This is a genomic window from Zooshikella harenae (assembly GCF_018837975.1).
In the GTDB taxonomy this organism is placed as follows: domain Bacteria; phylum Pseudomonadota; class Gammaproteobacteria; order Pseudomonadales; family Zooshikellaceae; genus Zooshikella; species Zooshikella harenae.
Map to the genome: position 1 here is coordinate 1 of NZ_JAGSOY010000075.1, position 22,472 is coordinate 22,472.

Below are 22,472 nucleotides of genomic sequence, written 5' to 3' on the forward strand. Positions count from 1 at the left end.
TAATAAGACCAGTGAAATAAATCAGCTTCACCTAAATCCCCCACTACAAGTACAGCGTGATGTCTACTATCCCCAAGCATATACAGCCCAAAGAGCTCAAATATACTTGATACATTTTTATAGCCCTTATTACCTGATACTTGAATGCAATATGGGCTACCATCAGCCAACATTTCAGCGCTCGATTTTACTGAAAAAAATACATATATCGAGTATGAAAAAACAGCTAAAGGATAAATTATTAAAGCGCATATTATAATATATTTTTTCATATTTATTTAAACTCATATCAAAACCAACACAAGACGTTAAATATAGGATCTTTCTCTTAATCAGTATATCCCTTTTACCTTCATCCCTCTCACTGGTATAAAACGATTTCCTTTATCATCTATAAAGTTAAAGGGTATCGAGACCCATTTAAAGCCTATATTCTTATGAATTACAAAGTGAAGATGTGGTCCCGTTGAGAAACCTGATGAGCCTGAGCGTGCCAGCTCATCACAACCATAGCAGTGCCAAGCAGAATATGCGCATAGGTTGCATACGTACCATCATCATGCATAACCATTACGTAATTCGCTTTGTCCAGAAAGTAATTACTGGTACCTCTCATATGATAGTCTTTTTTGACACTTACAACCGTTCCGGGCCGTGCAGCAGCGATATAAGTACCTACTTTCATACCAATATCAACAACTATGCTCATCATTATGAGAAAAAGAACCATTAAATGACTGGGTTATGGTGTGGGGTATTCGAGGAAATACGGGGAATGAATAGTTGTATGCCTGCACCTCAGCCGTATATTCACCTAAAATCCATCGAAAGCGATAAGCTGCTATTGACTTTTTACTGGTAAATAATGTCACTGTTGATTTTGCAGGAATAACTTTAATGATTTTACCAGCAGGAAAAGATTCAGAGGTAATTTCTATTTCAACTGGAGCAAAGAAAGGATTTTCAGCCTGTAAAAAGTTCTCTGTATCAATGGTTTCTATATACAGTTTTGGCTTAAGTTTCTTACTTTCTTTGGCTCTATAGCTTAATTTTTCGCTCTTGGATGATATCGGCTGCTTATCCGTAAAAACCCATTTACCATGTTCGTCTTTATATTTAAAAACTTCACCAGCCTGTGCCCCCACCACTGAACAAGTCAGTGCCACGATTAAGAACTTAATTATATTCTTGCTACAGCTGGACATAGTACTTACTACTTAATTAACAACGATTGTTACATTTAGGCTCAATTCCTTAAGCACTCAAAAATAAACGGCGGCTAATCATACAGGATACCTGATTAAAAATCATACACTTTTTTTAGCAAGTTATGACTTAATAGCGGAACGAAAGTTTGGTTTTTATGATAAAGGTGTGTAACAGCGCTTGATAACTACAGTCTACATTACCAGCTTCCTGTGATAATGAAGCATTTACAAGTTAATTTACTATAAGAAGTGCCTTTTCTAGTAGTTCCACCAGTTCCCCATAATCTATTTCATAGTCACGTGCGATATCAATTATCTCAACGGGCTGTTGACCAGCTAGCTCAAGTAAACGTTTCAATTGATTACCAGTAATATCAATCACTCCCACCTTTTCAAATAAAAACCGATTAAATAGATGACCAAAGAATGAATTATCTCTTTTTATTACTTGAGCAGCTACTTTTAATCGATTATCTATCGCAACAAATAACTCTTTATCTGATATAGGTATATTTGCACATAATTTATGAAAATTCCGTAACCGCTTTTTGGACTCTCTATAAAGATAACCATAGCTGAAACGTTCCCAAACAGGTTTCTTTTCTATCATAACTCAGTATTGACTCTTAGGATCTTTTACTACTAACCTTTTAATAACTACTAGTAACTACCCTCGAAGCGAGAGACAAAAGACAAGAAAGTATAATTTTATTCGAACATAAGTGTCAATCACCGTATATCAGCTAAAATTATCTTTGCTTCAACTATAAAAGTGTAAGTTACTCCTAAGATTCTTCCAAAACAGAACGAAAACCCCACAAACAAACAACTAAATCTTTTGTTTAAAGAATGTACTCAACTAAATACCTTTATAAATAAATTTTACTATTTATTAAAATAACTTAACCACCTGTTAATTTTTTGTTTAACTCAAAGCTTATATTTTAGCAAACCAAAAAAATAGTAATCTTACAACAAACACACGAACAATAATTATCATCTAAAGCAAGAAACCACTTTATTTATGTAAATTTACCAAAAAAATATAATACACTCTTACAGCACTTTCTTCTTATATATGCCTCATATCAAATTCTCTAAAAATGCAATAAAAATAAGTGGTTTTTGGCTATTTTTTCTGATAATTATTAATTACTTAACTGTTATCATAATAGCACTATGGGTCAACTTTTTATTTATTTTGTAGCGGTAAAAATATAAACATGTCTGAATAGCAATAAAATACATCATCCATAAGTAATTGCTAATTAGATATAAATTAAATAATTCTAAACTATGCCATCAAGAGTAAACTTAAGATAGCTTAAAACGCATATATAAAAGCAATAATCTTAGTTACTCAAATAACAAGAACAGGGAATTCACATCATTAAATTATGTGATTAAATATGAGGGTTTAATGTAATGAAACCGATACCAAAAATTCCCTATTTAGGGTTGTACTTTACTTTTCTATTACTCTTGCTGGCAGGGCAATCTAGCGCAAACAGATATCCAATTTATAATGTCTATTTAATTAATAACACTGAGTATGATATTCGTATAGAAACAGAAGATGGCCATTCAACGATGGTTCCCCCTGGTAATGATTCTGGAGAAGCCTACATTTCTCCTTGTGATTTTTCCCAAATATTTAATGCAAAACATGTTTACCAACTACCGCAAGAAGATAGAGCCATCAGAACACGCTTTGGCATCAGTGACCAAGGAAAAACTCCTTACCTTGAACTGCTAACCAACCCTTTACAAAATAAGTTCAAAGTCGAAAAGCGTCCTTCTACTTATGACAACCTTACAAAGGATGTATCTGGATGGGTTGATATTGATGCTCAGCAAAAGTTAAATGCTGGATTAATTAATAGTGTATGGCTTGCTAAAAAACATGCTGTGAATGCTAAAGGGTATAACAAAATCTATGCTCGTGTCGCTATGTTACCTATGAGTCCTGGAGCAGGATATCGTTTATTTGTCGCACTCGTTCAAGCTAAGGATGACTTAGATAGCTTCTATGGTTATGCGAATGGACTTGGCGCACATCATTTTGGGCGCTGGATTCGCGAAGTAAGGCTTATCAATAACACGGATTATGACCTTATGGTTAAAAAGGTCAAAGAAACCCCAGAACGCTATGACGTCCTAAAAACATGGACTCGTGGCAAAAATAGCAATCAATTGCACCCTTGTAACTTATACAAAGGCGATAAACTTGAAGATTTCTCCACTGATGATGAAGGTACGTATAAATACGAAATAGGCTTTATTTCAGAGTCAACACCTACAACAGGTACAATTTCTACAATAGATGTTTCAGTTGATCTTAAAGATGAACGATATAAATTGGATAAGACTGATTACACATATCTTGAAAGATCCCTTGTTGATCACACAAACTCTCCAATAACTAATTGGGTTGACTCCTCTTACCGCCAGCGTGAACTTTATAGTCATTGGACACCTAAACACCACGAGTTTGGTAAGCAGCAAGTTAGCGTCCATTTAGCCGTATTGTCTGATATCATGTACATTATTTTATCTCAACAACAGCTTGACCCTGACGACAATGATGCCAAGCCAAATGATGGCAAACAGGAAGTCGTGTTTAAAGGTGTTCGCTGGTATAACAAAGGTGGAGGCATTGTACATGAAACGCCTCAAAGCTGGATTGCACGTGGCGCTATGGAGTATGTATACGACGAGTCTAGATCAGATAAGCGCGTAAAAGAAGCACGGTTTTTCACCGAAAATAACGGCATCGATTCAATTAGCACGTCAGCCCTAAGAAAATGGAACTTTATCTATAACAACCAGGGTGTTTTAGAACGTGCAATTTATACAGTATCCAGTATCAACACGATGTATCTTGATCTTTACTATGACGATCCACATCAACGTAGTGGTCTCGAGTCAAAAGATTTAGATAAGCAACTTTACCCGACACGTGTCGTTAGATTTGAATGTTCAGATGCCCAATGTCGCAATAGAGCGCGTATTCCATATAACCAGCTCCCCAATCTTGCAAGTGCAAGTAAGCAGCAAAATGGCTCTTATGGTGTCAAAATTAACCGGTCAGAAGGCTACCCATACTTACTATCCTGGTACACTATCAGTTATAACTATGGCAGTGACAAATACGGCTATATTAATGATCCACAACAAGAACGCATTACTAAGTACGACTTTTACCAAAACTGGTATGCAGGTGATATGTCTGAGTCCCATGCTATTGCACCAGGCTATATTCAGTTTGTTCGTGGAGAAGATAACTTACTTAAAGCCAAAAAAGTCTTTTCAAAAAATGCAACCGTAAGTACAGGTTATCCACAAACCCAACAAGATAACTTTACGTTCAAGCAGTACCAAGGGAAAAACTTTTTACACGAAATAAATGTTGATTGGTGGGTTAACGATGCTGATACCACTAAAATAACTAACCTAGTACAAGTGAAACCTATTTATATGCCTGAACCGTCCACTTTAAACAACAGTGATTTTCGGTTTAGAAATGTTCATCCTATTGGTGAAATTATGCCTATTCATGATATGTGGATGACTGAGAGAGAAGCATCTTTAACGACAATAGCAGATAGTTCACCCACTGATGACTCAGAAGATGATGGTGACTCATTAAGTGACCAGTTTATTAACATCATCAAAGAAATAATGGATCAATAGGTAAAACTAAAATGCAGTGACCTTTAAGTGAATCTATTAAAGGTTACCTTTGGTGTACGCCAATGACAGACAACGGCTGGATAACGTACATCAAACTGTTTGCCGCAAGGACGCGGCAATCAAGCCTCCGGAAAAGGATTTGGGGCGTGTTCGAAGGTCGTGATGCAGACTTTGAACAAAGGTACTCTAGAAAAAGGCTTTAAAGGTAAATTTACATACGATTACCTTGTGATTATACCTCTCTCGAATAATGTTTAGTGAATACAGCAATTAACATACACTTTATATGAAACGTTTGTATTTCCACTCCCAGCCAATAAAAAAACTAACGTACGACTTTATTTAACATTTTTCATTTGCACCACATCTCATTATTGATAAATATCTTATTACTGATAAAATTGCTCAACTTTTAGCAGGATAAATCGCTAAAAGTGTTATACATGCTATTAATCATAATACACTTTCATACTGTCACAGGATGACTACATCAGTGTTTATGTAAGGCAGGTATAAGTTTCAAAAGTCACATCTTAAGCCACTTCTAATCGGTTACAATAATGTTGTTACGTACGTTTGTTACTACTTTAATATGTTTATCTCTCAGCCAGGCTGTTCACGCTAAAGAGCCCGTATTCAAACTGGTTACGGAGAACCTACCGCCCTTCAACTACAGTGTTAGAAATAAAAGCTTTGAGCATAAACAGGAAAATATTAAGGGTATTTCTGTTGAAATAATTACTGAGTTATTTAAACGGACAGGCTTCAACTATTCTCTTAAATTAAGACAGTGGAACCTGGCTTATTCATATGCACAACGTAAACCCTATAGAGGTGTTTTTGGGACGGTAAAAACCAAGGAAAGATCAGGCTCCTTCCAATGGGTAGGTCCATTACTTGAAAATAATTGGGTTGTTTTTGCAAAAAATAACTTTAAAGGAAAAATAACAAATGAACATCAACTTAAAAATTACGAAATAGGTGGCTATAAGGGGGATATACGTGTCATCTATTTAAAATCTAAGGGCTTCAATGTAACGGCTATTAGTAATGATCGCTACAATCCTCAACTTTTAGATAATGAATTAATCGATTTATGGGTTTCTGGTGGCTTTTCAGGCCCTTATCTTGCCAAACTCTCAAAAGTTAACGTTAAGCCTGTTTACACAATCCGCAAAGCTTCTGTTTACTTGGCAATGAACAAAAACACCCCCAAACAGTACATTAATGCATTAAATGCTGAGCTTAAAAATATGCGTAACGATGGTTTCATTGACCGAGTTATGTCCTCTCATAAAGAAGAACTCACTGTTTCTCAAAAAAACAGCGACCTGAAACATTAAAAAATAATCAGCACCAATAAAAGCGCTACTATTTACTTACAATAATCATGATAAACCAGTAAGGGTCAAGGATGACCTTTTTCTAAAAATAATCACAAACAAAACCAATTCAATTTATCTTCGCGAAATCTATTATTTATTAATTCACACTCAAACTGATAATCAATACTTCAAGCAAAACGTTAAACACACTAAACACATAATATGTCTTTTTTGCTGGCTCTTTTATAGAAATATTATGCAAAAAGGTTGATACCTACTTCGCTAACTATTAAATTCATCCCACCACATAGAGCTATTGTGATTAAACCCTTTTTTTAATTTTTAGTTTTTTGCTTAAATTAGTTAACAGTTGAAAATAGGAGTTATGGTTTATTTCAAAGTAAACCACTATATGGACAGAAGTCACGGAATATAGTCAAGGAAGAAAAACAGCTAAATACCGCATAGTGATTACCGATAGTACACCATAGATATCAAAGGTTTAGTTATATCAGACACCAAACTGTTGTTTATTAGTTCACATGTGTTTTCATAAAAAATCACAGATTTAATATCTAAAAACAACAGCAAGCTTATAGTCGGCAAACTATGCACTGTACATCAGAATGATGTGTTTATTTTTGCTATACCAGCAATAAAATTAACACCAAATTTATAGAACCAGTTAAAATATTCAGGTTTTTTACATGAACCCCAAACTGTCCAAACTACTCATTTACAGCACATGCTTCCTAGCGTTGACAGCATGTGATGATGACGATAAACCAAAGCCCCCACCAAGTGATGGGGACCCACCTCAAACCAACCAAACACCTATAGCTTCAGTTAATTATCAATGCAACCAATTAACCTGTAGCTTTAGTGGTGCAGATAGTAAAGATCCTGATGGGCAAATTGTTAAGTATGTTTGGCAATTTGGTGATGGCCAAGGCTCTACAGAAATTGCACCACAACACACGTATACTGAAGCAGGTACTTACAAAGTCTCACTCATGGTTGCTGATGATAAGCAAGCAGCAGATAAAAAAACCATTGAGGTGATTGTCAAAAGTGATGATCCAGGAGATGACGGTGACACCCCAGATGATGATCCAACAAATGCTAAAAATGAATGTAATGACTGGGAAGGAAAGCACAAAGACTGGATTTGGTGTGACGACTTTGAGAGCGGACTCAGTTTAACTGAAAAATACGGCAAAAACAGTGTTCAACAAGGTGAGCACGCCGATTCACTTACCACAACAGAAAGTGAAGCCGCAAATGGTAAACACGCTCTGGTGCTAAAATGGGGCAAAGACCAGAAAAATGCTGGATCCTTCCGTCGAAATTTTGGATTAGTACCTTATAACTCATCTGCTGATGACCTTGGTAAAACACCTTATCAGTCGGATAAATTCGAAGAAGTATACTACCGCTTCTATATTAAATACCCTGAAAAACAACAAGGTTCGCCCAAGAAGCTAGTTCGTGCTGCTGGTGTTGCGGATGGTAACAGTCAATTTGGCCCCCAATCATTCATTGCAGGTTTAATTCATAATCCAGCGGATGAAAAACTTGCCCTTGATACATGGACAGGCTTTGATCCGACAAACCCAGACTCAACATTAAAGACTGTCAAATGGGATGATGTTGATAACCTGACAGCGCTTTCAGATACATCAGGAGATGGTGATATTCCTCCACCGCCACCTCCAGGACAGAAAAATGTAGCAGATCCTGACGATGATGGAGACATTCCTCCGCCTCCACCACCTCCTGGTGATGGTGATGATACGTCAGATGATGGTGATATCCCTCCTCCCCCACCACCTGGAGATGGTGATGATGGAGATGGAGACGGTGACATCCCACCACCGCCTCCACCCGGGGATGGCGATGATGACGGAGATAAACCTGATGATCCAGACATCCCAATTCCTCCTCCACCAGGTGATGGTGATGACGATGGAGATACATCTGGAGATGGCCAAAATCCATTAACAAAAGGTCAGTGGCATTGTGTTGAGGTCAAAGTCACACTCAACTCAACAGAACCATACGCCAGCAATGGCAATATGCAGGTCATGATTGATGGTAAGCCACAAGATGGGTTGACTGTTGGTGACCTAAACTGGACGGGTAAATGGCGCAACTACGGTATTAATGCCATCCAGTTCGAGAGCATTTGGGAAGATAACACCAATCAGGAGCGACAAAGCTATATTGACTCTTTTGTTGTTTCAAAAGCACCTATAGGATGCCATAAAGGTGATGATGGGGATAACCCCGATGATCCAGACATTCCAACTCCACCACCTCCAGGTGATGGCGATGATGATGGGGACAATCCCGATGATCCAAATATTCCACCGCCCCCACCTCCAGGTGACGGTGATGACGATGGGGATAATCCTGACGATCCAGATATTCCACCGCCGCCAGGTGATGGTGACGACAATGGGGATGATTCAGGAGATGATGACTTACCACCTCCGCCACCACCTCCAGGGAACCCTGATGATGATGGTGACAAACCCAACGATCCTGACATTCCACCACCATTACCTCCATCAGGACCAGATAATGGTGACGAAAAACCAACTGCACCCGCAAGCTTGTCTATTTCAGTCTCAAGTGTAAATGGTCAAAAAGCAGTGACGCTTCAATGGCAAGACACAAGTAGTAATGAGCTTATGTTTGTCATTCAAAAGCGTGAAAAAGGAAAAGATTGGCAATACCTCAATACGGTTGAAGCCAATACAACACAATTTGTCGATAAAACCGTAGAAGCTGGAAAAACATACGAATATCGTATAAAAGCGACTAATAAAACGGGTGACTCGGACTTTAGTAATGTGGTATCCGGGTCGGCAACATAATCAATTAAAAATACCCTCTATAGAGGGTTAAAACTAACTATGAATAAGGGCTGTTTAACAGCCCTTATTTTTAAATATGCCTATCACAAATTATTTCTAGTGGTCAGCAATATCCCTTACGAATGGAATGACTTATAGTATTATGGTGATAATACTGTTGTCCGACTACTTCGCCCATTAGAAGAAAATGTTTTGAGCTTTATTTGATTAGATACAGGATCCAAAGGATGTTGGTATTTTTTGGAGTTGATTGAAGGTTCACTACCATCAACAGTATATCGTACTGTCAAACCAGGAAAAGCGGTATTTGCATGTATTTTTCCACCCACTAGTTTTGCACCAGGTAGTGGTAAACGATAATGATATCCCCCATTCCAACGGTCTAACCGTGGTAATTCATAAGACCCCACTCGAACAGCAAACTTTTGCCAGTGTTGATTTAACTTTAAAAAACGTTTTTCTCTATCAACTTCATTGGCCCATACAGGCTGTTTTGACCATGCTCTTTCTGCCAGTGCGATTAATTTAGGTAATGCCAAGTACTCTAATTGCTCAGCAGATTTAATATTTTCACTCCATAGCTGGCCTTGAATTCCTAAAATATTACTACGCTTATCTACCTGTAAGTGTGTGCTATCTTCCCATTGATTATCATTTAATGGATTACCCATTCGATCCTGCCAAGCAGATTTAAAAATATCAAATGGAGCAAATTCAAAGACAGTTCGAGTATTAACAAATCCTGCCCAATAATAACCCAACTCGTCTGGGTCTTTTTGATAAGCTAAATCAAAATATAAATTTGTGGCATTGGCCAGTACCACTGGAAACCCTGCATTAGCAAGTCGATAGCCATAATCCTCTGTACCCCACCCCCAAACATTATTCCATACATAAGGACGCATAGTGTTTGGTTCGATTGTCGGATTAATAATGACTGAGCCATTTTCCTTAATAAAAGCAAGTTCTTCCCAGCCACCCGTTTGTTTACGATAAACCTGCACCATTTGATGTACATTATAAACAAACTGACGCTTAAGACTTTCAACTTGTTGATCCGAAAGCGTTTCTGTACCAAATAATGAGGTGCAAGCTGGTGATTTACGCCAAACGCCTTCTGGTACTTCATCCCCCCCTAAATGTATTACGGGTGCTTCAACATTAGCTTCCTGATACATCCAGTGTAATTCAGCTAATATTTTATTTATAAATAAATACGTGGAAGAAAGGCAGGGGTTTACTACATTATCATGCCAGCCTTGAACAGACTTATAGACAGACTCATCTTGCAAATCGCTCAGTAAAAAGCGAGCGGCTTGTTCTTCCAGCCCTTCGCTTTTTAAACGAGCATAGCGCGCTTCCATTGACTTTATTGCAGCACGGGCATGTCCTGGAAAGTCAATCTCAGGTATTACGGTGATATGATGACGTTGGGCATAACGTAATAATTCGATAAATTCTGCGCGAGTGTAAAATCCGGACCCACTATTATTATCTGGAAATGGCCCAGACCCAAAAGAAGGCACTAGATGTTTTGCTTCATTTAATGTATGTCCTCTTCGCCCACCGACATCAGTTAACTCAGGTAACCCTGGAATTGCTAAGCGCCAACCTTCATCATCTGAAAGATGTAAATGCAATTTGTTTAATTTGTACAATGCTAAAACATCAATTAATCGTTTTACTGTTGCTAAAGAGCTAAAATTTCGAGCAATATCAAGGTGCACGCCACGATACTGGAAACGTGGATAATCTTTAATATGTAGAACCGGTATTAATAACTGCTCACTACGCTTCGAGTTTAGAGCATAGTTTGAATAATTCTCTACAGGAATTAATCCCAAGAGTGTTTGTATACCATAATAAACACCCCCTGCATTTTCTGCATAAATGTTTATTCCATACAGTTTATTCACTGCTAACTCATAACCATCATTATTATTTTGAGCTGACCGCTTACCACTTATTCTTTCTTTAATTAAACAAATACTAAAAGTAGTATAACCACAATATTTAGTAAAATTAACAGCCCAACCTAGCTCCTCATTAAGCATATTTTTCAAATACTGCGCTTCACTACTAAACTCATCATTAAATGCAATAGTAATTGGCTGGTTAATTACAAGCGGTTGATTACTGTTCTTGTTCACTTCAACAGGACTTGGTATTACAAACGGCGAATTTTCATTACTGTATTTTTGCTGTCCTGGTTTATGTGCGACAACTGCAGTATCCACAGCAAGCAACGCCCGATTTCTGTCAAAACGCACTGCAGCTGTATCAACAAGCCAGTTGTCCCCATTAAACCGCTTAGTTTGTTTATCGGAAAGATGATCGGCAATGACGACATTGTTAATTGGAATGGGCTGACGATCCTTACTTGGAACAAGATAAAATCCAGCAGGTGCATCCGATTTACTGATTGCCCAATACTGTGCTGTTAGATTGATGGTAAGGCTTTCACCATTATGTAACCCTTTAAATGAAGCTTTTGGTTCGATATAAAATAAATCACCATTAACATGCTCTATTGTAAGCATATTATTAGGCGTATAAGCGAGTATTTCTCGTACAAAATTAAAGTATATACGCCAGTTATTATTAGCTAAGCTTTGGCTACCATGATTTGTTATTTTTAATTGTGCAGTAAAACTATTTGCATCATCCTGCAAGTTATCCAGTACTTGCCAGTGGATAGCTATATCATGTGTGCTTTCTTTTAAATTAATGGTTTTAGCAGATATTGATAATGAAAGTAAGCTGATGGGAAAGAGAAGAAATAATACTTTGAGAATATATTCGTACTGTTTTAGGCTTTTTATAATTCCATTTGGCCTTATATTCATAATTTCACCTATAGGTCATTTTTAGACTTGTTGTAGTGGATTATTTCCTTACAACTTAATTATTATACCTATAAGTAAACAATTTTATATGCTGAAACTTTACGCCTATTTTGAGTTATTTACCGAAATCTTCGCCAAACAGCGTTGCAACAATTCGGTGACTGCTTCCGTGGGTATGATGCTCTCCGAGATAAATACCTTGCCATGCCCCTAACGCTAGCTGGCCTTGTGATACGGGTATAACTAATGAGAAACCTATTAGCGCGTTCTTCAAATGTGCAGGTGTTGCATCAGCACCATGTCCTTTGGATTGAAAATGTTCCGCATTTTCAGGCACTAAATAATTTAAGTGGGACTCAAAGTCTGCTCGTATTGAGGGATCAGCATTTTCATTGATCGTTAATGATGCTGATGTGTGCTGCATAAAAAGGCTTAATAAGCCCACCTTAACTGTGTCAATTTCCGGCAGCTCTTGTATTAGTTCATCTGTTACCAAGTGAAACCCTCGTTCCCTCGGGACTAATTGAACAATCTTTTGTACCCACATAAAAAACCTATCCCACGAATGAATATGAGCACTTAATAATAAAAAAGGAGGCATAAGCCTCCTTTCATAATAACTAGCGTACATGCCGTTATTAATACCTCTAATGATCATTGATAACTCATTAAAGGCAGCTGTTCCATATTCATCATTTTATTTGCTGGTAAATTCAGGATAGGCTTCCATACCACACTCCGCAATATCTGCTCCTTCGTATTCTTCCTCTTGGCTGATACGAATACCCATAATTTTTTTAAGGATAAACCATACTACAAAGCTACAACCAAATACCCAGGCAAAGATTGTCACTATACCCAGTAACTGCTTAAGCAGTGTTGCATCGTTATTAGTCAGAGGTACAGCTAATAATCCCCAAATACCCACCACACCATGCACAGAAATAGCACCAACAGGGTCATCCAGGTGAAGCTTATCGAGTGTTACAATAGAAAACACCACCAGAATACCTCCCACAGCACCAATTAATGTTGCGGCTAATGCTGAAGGGGTCAAAGGTTCTGCAGTAATTGCAACCAGACCTGCAAGTGCACCATTTAAAGCCATTGTTAAGTCAGCTTTACCAAAGAGCAAACGCGCAGTAATAAGAGCCGCAATCACACCACCAGCTGCACCTGCATTGGTGTTAACAAAAATCTGTGCGACAGCATTAGCATTTTCAATGCCTGTCAATTTAAGCTGAGAACCACCATTAAAGCCAAACCAACCCAGCCACAACACAAAGGTGCCTAACGTGGCGAGAGGCAAATTAGCACCAGGAATAGCATTTACCATTCCATTCTTACCATACTTACCACTGCGTGGTCCCAGCAAAATTATAGCGGCCAACGCAGCGGAAGCACCACACATATGCACCACACCAGAGCCAGCAAAATCTTGAAACTTAGCCTCTTGTAAGAAGCCACCACCCCATTTCCAAAAACCTTGAACGGGGTAAATAAATCCTGTTAGCACCACCGCAAACAATAAAAATGCCCATAGTTTCATACGCTCAGCAACCGCACCTGACACAATCGACATCGCGGTTGCCACAAAGACTACCTGAAAGAAAAAATCAGAACGTGCAGCATAATAAGTTGAACCCTCACTTGATAACACGGCCTCTGCTGTGTGCTCATCACCGATGAGTGTTCCTAATACGGGTAATATACCACCAGCTGCATCCTCTCCTGGGTACATGATTGCATAGCCACACAACAAGTACATTGTGCATGCTACAGCAAATAACGCGACATTCTTGGTTAAAATTTCGACTGTATTTTTAGCGCGGACTAAGCCTGCTTCTAACATGGCAAAGCCCGCAGCCATCCACATGACTAATGCCCCACATACTAAAAAGTAAAAAGTATCGAGCGCATAAGACAGTTGAGTTAAGTTTTCCACAATCAGCCCCCCTTTTAGGCTTCAAATAACGTTACACAACGGTTCGCTCAGATAGCATCAGTTCCTGTCTCACCGGTTCGGATTCTTACTGCCTGCTCAAGGGCAACCACAAAAATTTTTCCATCACCAATTTTTCCTGTATTAGCAGCACTTGATATCGCTTCAATGACTTGATCTAACATCTCATCACCAATTGCGATTTCAATTTTGACCTTAGGTAAGAAATCAACAACATACTCAGCCCCTCGATATAATTCGGTATGGCCTTTTTGTCTTCCAAATCCCTTCACTTCAGTAACAGTAATACCTTGAACACCAATTTCAGAAAGGGCTTCACGCACGTCATCTAACTTGAATGGCTTAATGATTGCCGAAACGAATTTCATTTTAATCTCCTGCAGTTTTATGTCTTGCCCATGGGGGGCTGGAGCAAGTTATTTATGCAATTTATATAAGCCTAATACCTAAATACAAGTAGATTTATAACCCTTTACAAAACTTAGTGCTAATAGCACAAGGCTTCCTTTGCCACACCCCCTTGTTCCATCAACATCAAGTGGTTATCTATGCATTTCCTACTCGTACGCTCAAGCAAAGACAAACAACCGTAAACGTCATATGAGGCTGAGCATTTCTTCAATAAGCACACGTTTAGCAGCAACCAAATAGCAGGATATGTGCCATCTAATAAATTCATGCTTATATTTCAATGAGTTAGCTGATATTTACGAACCCAACAAGGGGGATAAAGTAGAGAATATGCACCAACTTGGTTCAAGCCAAAAAGCTTTGCTCTTTTTATGATCATCCTTTCAAAACAAAGCGTGCATATAGCTGATATTAGAAGAGGCGAGTGACTGTTCCATGAACTCTAAATGATCAACTGCACATAGTTTCTCGCAACATGACTATGCTAAAGTAATAACGCATTCATTACTGCTCGATAACATATATATCATACATGTTTCCTTAATCGTGCACATTCAACAAAACAGGCTTAAGCATGATCAACAAAGCATTTATTCAGTCTCTTAGCGAACAAATCAGCAGCTCCGTTGGTGAAAAAGTGCAGCAACTTATGTCAGGGGAAAAACCACAAATTCAAAAAGACATTGAAAGTAACATTCATATTCTGCTGCAAACGGCCTTTGCCAAGTTAGATCTGGTTACAAGAGAACAATTTGAAGATCAATTAGCAGTTTTACAACATACTCGTGCCAAGCTGGAAGCATTAGAATTAAAAGTAGCAGCGCTAGAAGCTCACCTTGCAGCAGAAGAGAAGCCAGCAATAATTCTTGAAAGTGCTCCTCAACACTTACCTCCAGAAGAAAAAGATAACTAACTCAATATGGGTTAGTAACCACAAGACGATTAAAAGTCACCCAAACAACCAATAAATTCACATTTTTTTTGTGGATATTTTACGAGTTCACAATCTGTCATCCTCCTATTAGCAGTCTCACTGTACAAATTTTAAACTACCCCCCTCTTCATTAGTGAGTCTGCAAGGATGATTTATGTCTTTGGCTGTTGTTTATACACGTGCTCAATTTGGTATTCATGCGCCACTTGTTACGGTTGAAGCCCACCTTTCGAATGGCCTCCCTGGTTTGGCTATTGTTGGCTTACCAGAAACCGCGGTCAAAGAAAGTAAAGACCGTGTTCGAAGCGCACTCTTAAATACACATTTTGAGTTTCCTGCAAAACGCATCACCATCAATTTAGCCCCTGCAGACCTGCCAAAAGAAGGGAGTCGCTTTGACCTCGCGATTGCACTAGGAATCTTAGCGGCTTCAGGACAAATAGCCCCAGCCAAACTCATAGACTATGAATTTATTGGGGAGCTTGCCTTATCTGGTGAAGTAAGACCTGTGAAAGGTGTATTACCCGCTGCTGTTCAGTGCCAACTCATCAATCGACAACTTGTTCTCCCTGAAGACAATTGTGCAGAAGCAAGTCTTGTCAAAAACTGTACACTGCTAGGCATCAGCAGCTTAAACCAGCTTTGCCAGCACCTGCAGGATGACCAGGCTATTTCACCATTCACAACTAGTTACCCACAGGCTCAATCGCAGTCCTCTAATGACCTTGCCGATGTGAAAGGGCAGCCACAATCCAAACGTGCGCTTGAAGTCGCTGCAGCGGGTGGACACAACCTACTGTTTTTTGGTCCACCAGGGACAGGCAAAACCATGCTTGCCAGTAGACTACCAAGCATACTGCCCCCTTTAACAGAAAGTGAGGCTTTGGAAGTCGCTGCGGTTAACTCCATAGCCCAAAAACCTCGACCTATAACGGAGTGGTTAAATAGAAGTTTCCGTGCACCTCACCATACGGCATCTGCAATTGCCATGGTGGGTGGTGGCAGTAGCCCTAAGCCAGGAGAAATATCACTGGCTCACCATGGAGTATTATTTCTTGATGAGTTACCAGAATATGACCGAAAAGTATTAGAAGTATTACGTGAACCCATGGAGTCGGGAGAAATAATAATTTCTCGCGCCAGTCGACAAGTGACGTATCCTGCAAGATTCCAGCTGGTCGCTGCGATGAACCCTTGCCCTTGTGGATATTTAGGTGACAATCGACATGCCTGTCGCTGTTCTGATCAGCAAATTAGTCGTTACCGCCGTAAACTCTCTGGCCCATTACTGGATAGAATTGATATGCATATTGAAGTTGCCTCATTACCTAATGGCTTGCTCACCCAACGTGCATCTCAATTAAGTGTTGAAAGCAGTGCTCAAGTTCAACAACGCGTTATTAAAGCAAGAGAGCTGCAATTAGACCGACAAGGAAAAGCAAATAATGAGTTACATGCAAAAGAAATCGAGTTGTTTTGTTCTCTTACAGCTGATGCACAACGCTTACTGAATAATGCGCTTCAAAAGCTGGGTTTATCTGCTCGAGCTTACCATCGAATTTTAAGAGTATCTCGCACTATTGCAGATCTGGCAGAAAGAGAACAGCTACAAGTCAGTCATATCACTGAGGCTCTTGGTTATAGAAAACTAGATCGCGCGGTGTCAATGTAAACATTTAAACGATACAGCCTACTAATTCATCAGAGTTACGTTGGCAAAATGAGGTAATTGGCACAGGAGGGCTGTAAAAAAAACCCTGTAGTTGGTCACAGCCCATTTTAGTAAGCACATCCACTTGTGCCTGATTTTCTACCCCTTCAGCAACGACACTTAAATTCAAATTATGCGCTAGATTAGTTATTGCCTGAACAATCACCGCATCATCTGTATTTGAATTAATCTTACAAATAAAGCTTCGATCAATTTTTAAGGTCGAAATCGGCAACTGCTGTATATGTGCAAATGACGAAAAGCCTGTACCAAAATCATCAAGTGAAAACGTGATACCCAACTTTCCTAGTGCACTCATTGCCGCAGCAACAGCTGCTTCATCTTGCATCATGGCTGTTTCAGTGAGCTCAAACTCCAAACATTGAGGTGGAACATCAAATTTTTCCAAAGCATGAGAAATAACTGTAAATAATCGAGCATCTTTGAACTGTTGAAAAGATAAGTTAATCGCCATACTGACCTGTTCACCACACACGTCGATTAACTTTAAGAGGTCATAACAAGACTGGTATATAACCCAATGCCCCAAAGGAACAATAAGTCCTGTTTCTTCTGCTAAAGGAATAAAATCACTCGGTAACAGCAAACCACGTAATGGGTGATACCAACGCAGTAACCCTTCAACACCACACAGTTTACCTGTTGTTGCATCAATTCTTGGCTGATAAAGTAATTGAAATTCCTTTTGCTTAATCGCATGACGCAGTTCTGTTTCCAAACAGTAACGCTGTTTTGCATGAGTATTTAAATCATGAGAATAAAAACAGTAACTGCCACCTAATTGCTGTTTCGCTTGTTTTAAAGCAAGAGTGGCATTATGAATTAAAGAATCGACATTTCTAGGACCGTCTACAGCTAAAGCAATACCAATACTACAACCGATCGTTAATTGATGTCCTGAAATTATAAATGGGTGAGCCAACGCTTTTAGTAATTCCTTAACAGTATGCACCAGCTCGGCAGTCTGGCCAATATTATCAATAACGACACCGTATTCATTATCACCTATCCGAGCAATATGCTCATGTATTTGAAATAGCTGCTTGAGCCTTTGTGCAACATCACATATCAACTGATCTCCAGCTTGATACCCCAGCCATTCATTTACTTTTTTAAAACCATCTAAGTCAATCAATAATAAGGCTGGAGGCTTATTATAATGTTGCTCTAGCAGCATACTATTTAAACGCTGGGTAAAGGTGCGACGACTAGCTAACCCTGTTAGCATATCAATGCCTGAAGAAGAATGCGTCTGCGCATACTGCTCTTCTGCTAATTTGACTAATGTTTTCAGTTGCTCTTTTGTGTAGCTTTTACGCAAAACATAATAAGCAGCGCCTTTTTTCACTATCCGCTTATATTTATCGGCAGAAATTGAATCCACTAACAATAGAACAGGATAGTCACAACTTAATACTTCCAGTAGCCCTGGATACTCTTCCATAAATTCTTCGGCAAGTAAGATAACAAGCCTATTACCACGGCACCCCTCCAGAGATTCCATCTCAACTAATGACGCAAGGTGATTTAGTTTAAAAAAAAGTTGTGAATCACTTTCTTTTAGCAACGATACCAAGTAGTTTTTCTCAGTGTTTTTTTTATCAATTAAATATACTTTGGGTTGCCCCTCATCTCGTTGACCTGCCACGAATGTCGGTCCTCCAATATACACTTGGTCGTCGTGCCAATTTAATTACCTTATATGATCACACAATCAATCAAAATCCACCAAAAATTATCAAACAACTCGTCAATAAACTTGACCGGCTTTGTCAGTTCTTACTGAGCTATCGTTCTTATACCAAATCAATGACTATGTAAATTGATATCATTTCCCAGTTTTTACTTTTTGAGCAAGCATCACCAATAACAGTTTCACAAGCATATAACCTATTTTCAGAATACGGCCATCACACCAAGTGACAAGTCATTTCGCTCTATGACCACTGAGTGTTTCTTTATTTTTCTCATGCCCAACTTAAACCTAAAAAGCAAAAGGTGACAAAAAATCCATTCGCGGTCAGATTTCTATTTGTTAAAATATACAGCTATTTGGTTAGTGAAAAGGAGCCCAAACTCAGTGCGTAGACTTAATCCCAGACAAGAAGAAGCTGTAAAATATATTGACTCACCTTTACTCGTCTTAGCTGGGGCTGGGAGTGGTAAAACAAGCGTTATCACCCAAAAAATTGCTTATTTGATTAAAACATGTGGCTTAAAAGCTAAGCATGTCGTTGCTGTTACTTTCACCAATAAAGCCGCACGAGAGATGAAGGAGCGCGTTGGTCAACTAGTCAGTGGTAAAGAGGCTAGAGGGCTTACGGTTTCAACTTTTCATAATCTAGGACTGAATATCATTCGCCGTGAACATAAAACACTTGGCTACAAGCCTGGCTTTTCAATTTTTGATGACCAAGATGTTAAAGCACTAATCAAAGAGCTAGGTGAAAAGTACTATAGCGAAGGAATGGATAAAATTGATTTAATACAACATACCATCTCAAACTGGAAAAATGATCTCATCACTACCGACCAAGCGATTAGTCATGCTAAAGATGAAGAGACAGAAGTCATTGCCACAATCTACCAGCACTACGTACGGACATTAAAAGCCTACAATGCCGTTGACTTTGATGACCTCATTTTGCTACCTGTAAAACTCTTCTCTGAAAACCCAACAGTTCTTGATAAATGGCAAAATAAAATCCGCTATCTATTAGTAGATGAATACCAAGATACCAATGCCTCACAATATTTACTTGTAAAACAACTCGTTGGTACAAGAGCTGCATTTACCGTTGTAGGAGATGATGACCAATCAATTTACGCCTGGCGTGGAGCACGTCCAGAAAATTTGGCTTTACTCAAAGATGATTACCCAACCCTTAATGTCATTAAGCTAGAACAAAACTACCGTTCAACCAGTCGTATTCTCAAAGCAGCAAATACAGTCATTGCCAATAATCCACACGTTTTTGAGAAGCGACTTTGGAGTGACTTCGGTATGGGGGACGAGATTCGTGTAGTACGCTGCCGCAATGAAGAAGTTGAAGCAGAGCGGGTCGCAGCAGAAATTATCACTCATAAATTAAAACATGAAACCAAGTTCAAGGACTATGCAATTCTATATAGAGGAAACCACCAGGCCAAACTGCTTGAGCTAAAGTTGCAGCATCACCAAATTCCCTACTTTATATCAGGCGGAACCTCTTTTTTCTCTCGCTCAGAAGTAAAAGATATCATGGCATATCTTCGACTCATTATTAATCCTGATGACGATAACGCATTCTTACGAGTCATTAATGTACCTCGCCGGGAAATCGGTCCAACGACGCTAGAAAAACTTGGAAATTACGCATCTCAGCGACATATCAGTCTTTTTGCTGCTTGTAATGAGTTTGGGCTAAGCACCCATCTTGATGAGCGCTTTCTCGAAAAACTACAACGATTCACTCACTGGATGCAAAAGATAACCCAACAGTGCCATCAAGAAGACCCCGTTACCGCTATTAAAGATATGGTTCATGACCTTGATTACCAGAACTGGCTACGCCAAAACAGTAGCAGTGACAGCGTCGCAGACAAGCGAATGAGCAATGTCTGGACTCTTGTTGAGTCTCTTGAAAAATCATTAAAAGTCGCGGATGAAGAAGATGATGTAGAAACTGATATTAAGACAGCCATTGGAAAACTTGTATTAAGAGATATGCTTGAACGACAAGAACAAGAAGACGACAGTGATCGTGTTCAGCTCATGACTCTTCATGCATCGAAAGGGCTTGAGTACCCTTATGTGTTCATGATTGGTATGGAGGAAGATTTACTTCCCCACCGCAGCAGTATTGAAGAAAATAACATAGAAGAAGAACGTCGCTTAACCTATGTAGGTATTACCCGAGCACGAAAGGCGTTAACTATGACGTTGGCTGGACAGCGTAAGCAATTTGGTGAACAAATAGAAACTACTCCAAGCCGCTTTCTAGAAGAACTTCCAATTGAAGATGTTATTCGAATTGGGTTTGGGGAAGAAGTGAGTCAGGAAATTAAACAAGCAACAGGAAAAGATGCTCTAGCTTCAATCCGTAATCGAATTAATAAATAACAATACTGCTCAAAAAAATAAGGCCAAGCTTATCCACAAGCAAGGCCTTTTACTTTTTTCAAAGATAATTATTTACCTGTTTTAATGCGTGTCCAGGCCCTATTTATAAAGCGTTGAACACTCTTAGAACGCTCACCAAAGGTGAATAGTTTACGCTTTGCCTTTTCTGTAGGGTAAATACCTGGATCCTTCAAAATTTCAGCATCAATGAATGACTTCGACTCTACATTTGGATTTGCATACTTAACGTAGTTAGTAATATTTGCAATAACCTTTGGTTCCATTAAGTAGTTAAGGAATGCGTGGGCTGCTTCTGGATGAGTAGCATCCTTCGGAATTGCCAGCATATCAAAGGAGATCGGTGCCCCCTCTTCAGGGATATTGTACGTTATATTAATGCCATTCTTAGCTTCAGCTGCTCGGTCTGCCGCTTGATACATATCCCCTGACCAACCAATAGCTACACATATATCACCATTTGCTAAATCAGAAATATACTTTGATGAATGAAAATAAGTCACATGAGGGCTTAACTTCTCAAGTAACTTAGCCGCTTCTTTGTAATCATCAATGTTTTGGGTATTGGGGTTTTTACCAAGATAATTTAAAACGATAGGAAAAACTTCAGTCGGTGCATCTAAAAATGCTACGCCACAGGACTTAAGCTTAGCTAAATTCTTTTCATCCAAAAGTAAACGCCAGCTCTTAACAGGTGCATCATCACCCAATGCTGCTTTTACCTTTTCAGGGTTATAACCAAAGCCAGTCGTAGCTAGCAAATAGGGAATAGCAAATTTATTATCTAGGTCAATAGTGGCAGATATCTCCTTCATCATATCACTATCAAGATTTTTTAAATTCGGGAGCTTGCTTTTATCAAGAGGTTGGAATGCTCCAGCCCTAATTTGTACTCGCAAAAAGTCATGAGAAGGTACAACAACATCGTAGCCCGTCTTGCCTGATAGTAACTTCGCTTCCAGTATTTCGTTACTATCAAAAACATCATACTGAGTATTGATACCTGTCTTTTCTTCAAAATTCTTCAACGTGTCTTCAGCTATATAATCACTCCAGTTATAGATATATACCTGCTTGGTATCATCTGCCTGGGTAACTAAAGGAAAACAAAGAATTGAAGTACTAAGTACCAGAGAGTGTAAGCGTTTCATTAATAGCCATCTCCAATACACTTGTCAGTATTGTTGCGACAGTTGTTGATAAAAACATCTCTAACTTTATTTTAAGCGTAAAACAAAGAAAGAAGACAGATGGATTAACTAGCCTTGTAGATCGAGCTATCCCAAATACAGCCTAAGCTCCCTATAGTTTAAGCTTAGTACTCAGATAAAAATTATTACGAAATCATAAACGACATAAAA

General features: G+C 38.8%; 16 protein-coding genes. 6 read left to right on the top strand and 10 right to left on the bottom strand.

Annotated features, from left to right (window positions below; translation table 11 throughout):
- The 4 genes from KCG35_RS20055 to KCG35_RS20070 form a co-directional block, all read right to left on the bottom strand.
- Positions 1-272: hypothetical protein (locus tag KCG35_RS20055; RefSeq protein ID WP_215821653.1), on the bottom strand; the 272-nt coding region annotated here is incomplete at its 3' end.
- 170 nt (positions 273-442) lie between these two features.
- The gene (locus KCG35_RS20060; protein ID WP_215821654.1) at positions 443-712 is read right to left on the bottom strand and encodes a M23 family metallopeptidase; all 270 of its coding nucleotides are present in this window, start codon (positions 710-712) and stop codon (positions 443-445) included.
- Complete coding sequence (locus KCG35_RS20065) at positions 693-1,166, bottom strand: hypothetical protein (RefSeq protein WP_215821655.1); 474 nt, start codon at positions 1,164-1,166, stop codon at positions 693-695. The genes KCG35_RS20060 and KCG35_RS20065 overlap by 20 nt, the downstream gene beginning before the upstream one ends.
- A 274-nt stretch (positions 1,167-1,440) precedes the next feature.
- Positions 1,441-1,818, bottom strand: coding sequence for a hypothetical protein (locus KCG35_RS20070; RefSeq protein ID WP_215821656.1), 378 nt, complete (start codon positions 1,816-1,818; stop codon positions 1,441-1,443).
- 815 nt (positions 1,819-2,633) lie between these two features.
- Between KCG35_RS20070 and KCG35_RS20075 the strand changes: the two genes are divergently transcribed.
- From KCG35_RS20075 to KCG35_RS20085, 3 genes are all read left to right on the top strand, one after another.
- On the top strand, positions 2,634-4,901 hold the full coding sequence (locus KCG35_RS20075) for a hypothetical protein (RefSeq protein ID WP_215821657.1): 2,268 nt from the start codon (positions 2,634-2,636) through the stop codon (positions 4,899-4,901).
- A 560-nt stretch (positions 4,902-5,461) separates the two neighbouring features.
- Positions 5,462-6,244: a substrate-binding periplasmic protein gene (locus tag KCG35_RS20080; protein ID WP_215821658.1), complete on the top strand. Its 783-nt coding sequence runs from the start codon at positions 5,462-5,464 to the stop codon at positions 6,242-6,244.
- 689 nt (positions 6,245-6,933) lie between these two features.
- The gene (locus KCG35_RS20085) at positions 6,934-9,105 is read left to right on the top strand and encodes a PKD domain-containing protein (RefSeq protein ID WP_215821659.1); all 2,172 of its coding nucleotides are present in this window, start codon (positions 6,934-6,936) and stop codon (positions 9,103-9,105) included.
- A 140-nt stretch (positions 9,106-9,245) separates the two neighbouring features.
- Here KCG35_RS20085 and KCG35_RS20090 read toward each other — a convergent pair whose 3' ends face one another.
- From KCG35_RS20090 to glnK, 4 genes are all read right to left on the bottom strand, one after another.
- Positions 9,246-11,951 carry a beta-N-acetylhexosaminidase gene (locus KCG35_RS20090; protein ID WP_215821660.1) on the bottom strand — a complete coding sequence of 902 codons (2,706 nt, stop codon included), beginning with the start codon at positions 11,949-11,951 and terminating at the stop codon, positions 9,246-9,248.
- Positions 11,952-12,066: 115 nt separating this feature from the next.
- Positions 12,067-12,498: a secondary thiamine-phosphate synthase enzyme YjbQ gene (locus KCG35_RS20095; protein WP_215821661.1), complete on the bottom strand. Its 432-nt coding sequence runs from the start codon at positions 12,496-12,498 to the stop codon at positions 12,067-12,069.
- A 150-nt stretch (positions 12,499-12,648) separates the two neighbouring features.
- A complete protein-coding gene (gene amtB / locus KCG35_RS20100) occupies positions 12,649-13,896 on the bottom strand; it encodes an ammonium transporter AmtB (RefSeq protein ID WP_215821662.1) in 1,248 nt (415 codons plus the stop codon).
- 47 nt (positions 13,897-13,943) lie between these two features.
- Positions 13,944-14,282 (bottom strand): P-II family nitrogen regulator, encoded by a 339-nt coding sequence (gene glnK / locus KCG35_RS20105; RefSeq protein ID WP_215821663.1) that lies wholly within the window; start codon positions 14,280-14,282, stop codon positions 13,944-13,946.
- Between the two features lie 617 nt (positions 14,283-14,899).
- On the opposite strand from glnK, the gene KCG35_RS20110 reads away from it, so the two are divergent.
- Both KCG35_RS20110 and KCG35_RS20115 read left to right on the top strand, forming a co-directional pair.
- On the top strand, positions 14,900-15,238 hold the full coding sequence (locus KCG35_RS20110; RefSeq protein ID WP_215821664.1) for an accessory factor UbiK family protein: 339 nt from the start codon (positions 14,900-14,902) through the stop codon (positions 15,236-15,238).
- A gap of 175 nt (positions 15,239-15,413) precedes the next feature.
- The gene (locus KCG35_RS20115) at positions 15,414-16,931 is read left to right on the top strand and encodes a YifB family Mg chelatase-like AAA ATPase (protein ID WP_215821665.1); all 1,518 of its coding nucleotides are present in this window, start codon (positions 15,414-15,416) and stop codon (positions 16,929-16,931) included.
- 4 nt (positions 16,932-16,935) lie between these two features.
- Here KCG35_RS20115 and KCG35_RS20120 read toward each other — a convergent pair whose 3' ends face one another.
- Positions 16,936-18,639, bottom strand: coding sequence for a putative bifunctional diguanylate cyclase/phosphodiesterase (locus tag KCG35_RS20120; RefSeq protein ID WP_215821666.1), 1,704 nt, complete (start codon positions 18,637-18,639; stop codon positions 16,936-16,938).
- A gap of 432 nt (positions 18,640-19,071) precedes the next feature.
- Here KCG35_RS20120 and rep point away from each other — a divergent pair, with 432 nt between their 5' ends.
- Positions 19,072-21,093 carry a DNA helicase Rep gene (gene rep / locus KCG35_RS20125; protein WP_215821667.1) on the top strand — a complete coding sequence of 674 codons (2,022 nt, stop codon included), beginning with the start codon at positions 19,072-19,074 and terminating at the stop codon, positions 21,091-21,093.
- Positions 21,094-21,161: 68 nt separating this feature from the next.
- Here the strand turns inward: rep and KCG35_RS20130 are convergent, their stop codons facing one another.
- Entirely contained in the window at positions 21,162-22,262 is a 1,101-nt protein-coding gene (locus KCG35_RS20130) for an extracellular solute-binding protein (protein ID WP_215821668.1), read from the bottom strand.
- Positions 22,263-22,472: the final 210 nt, after the last annotated feature.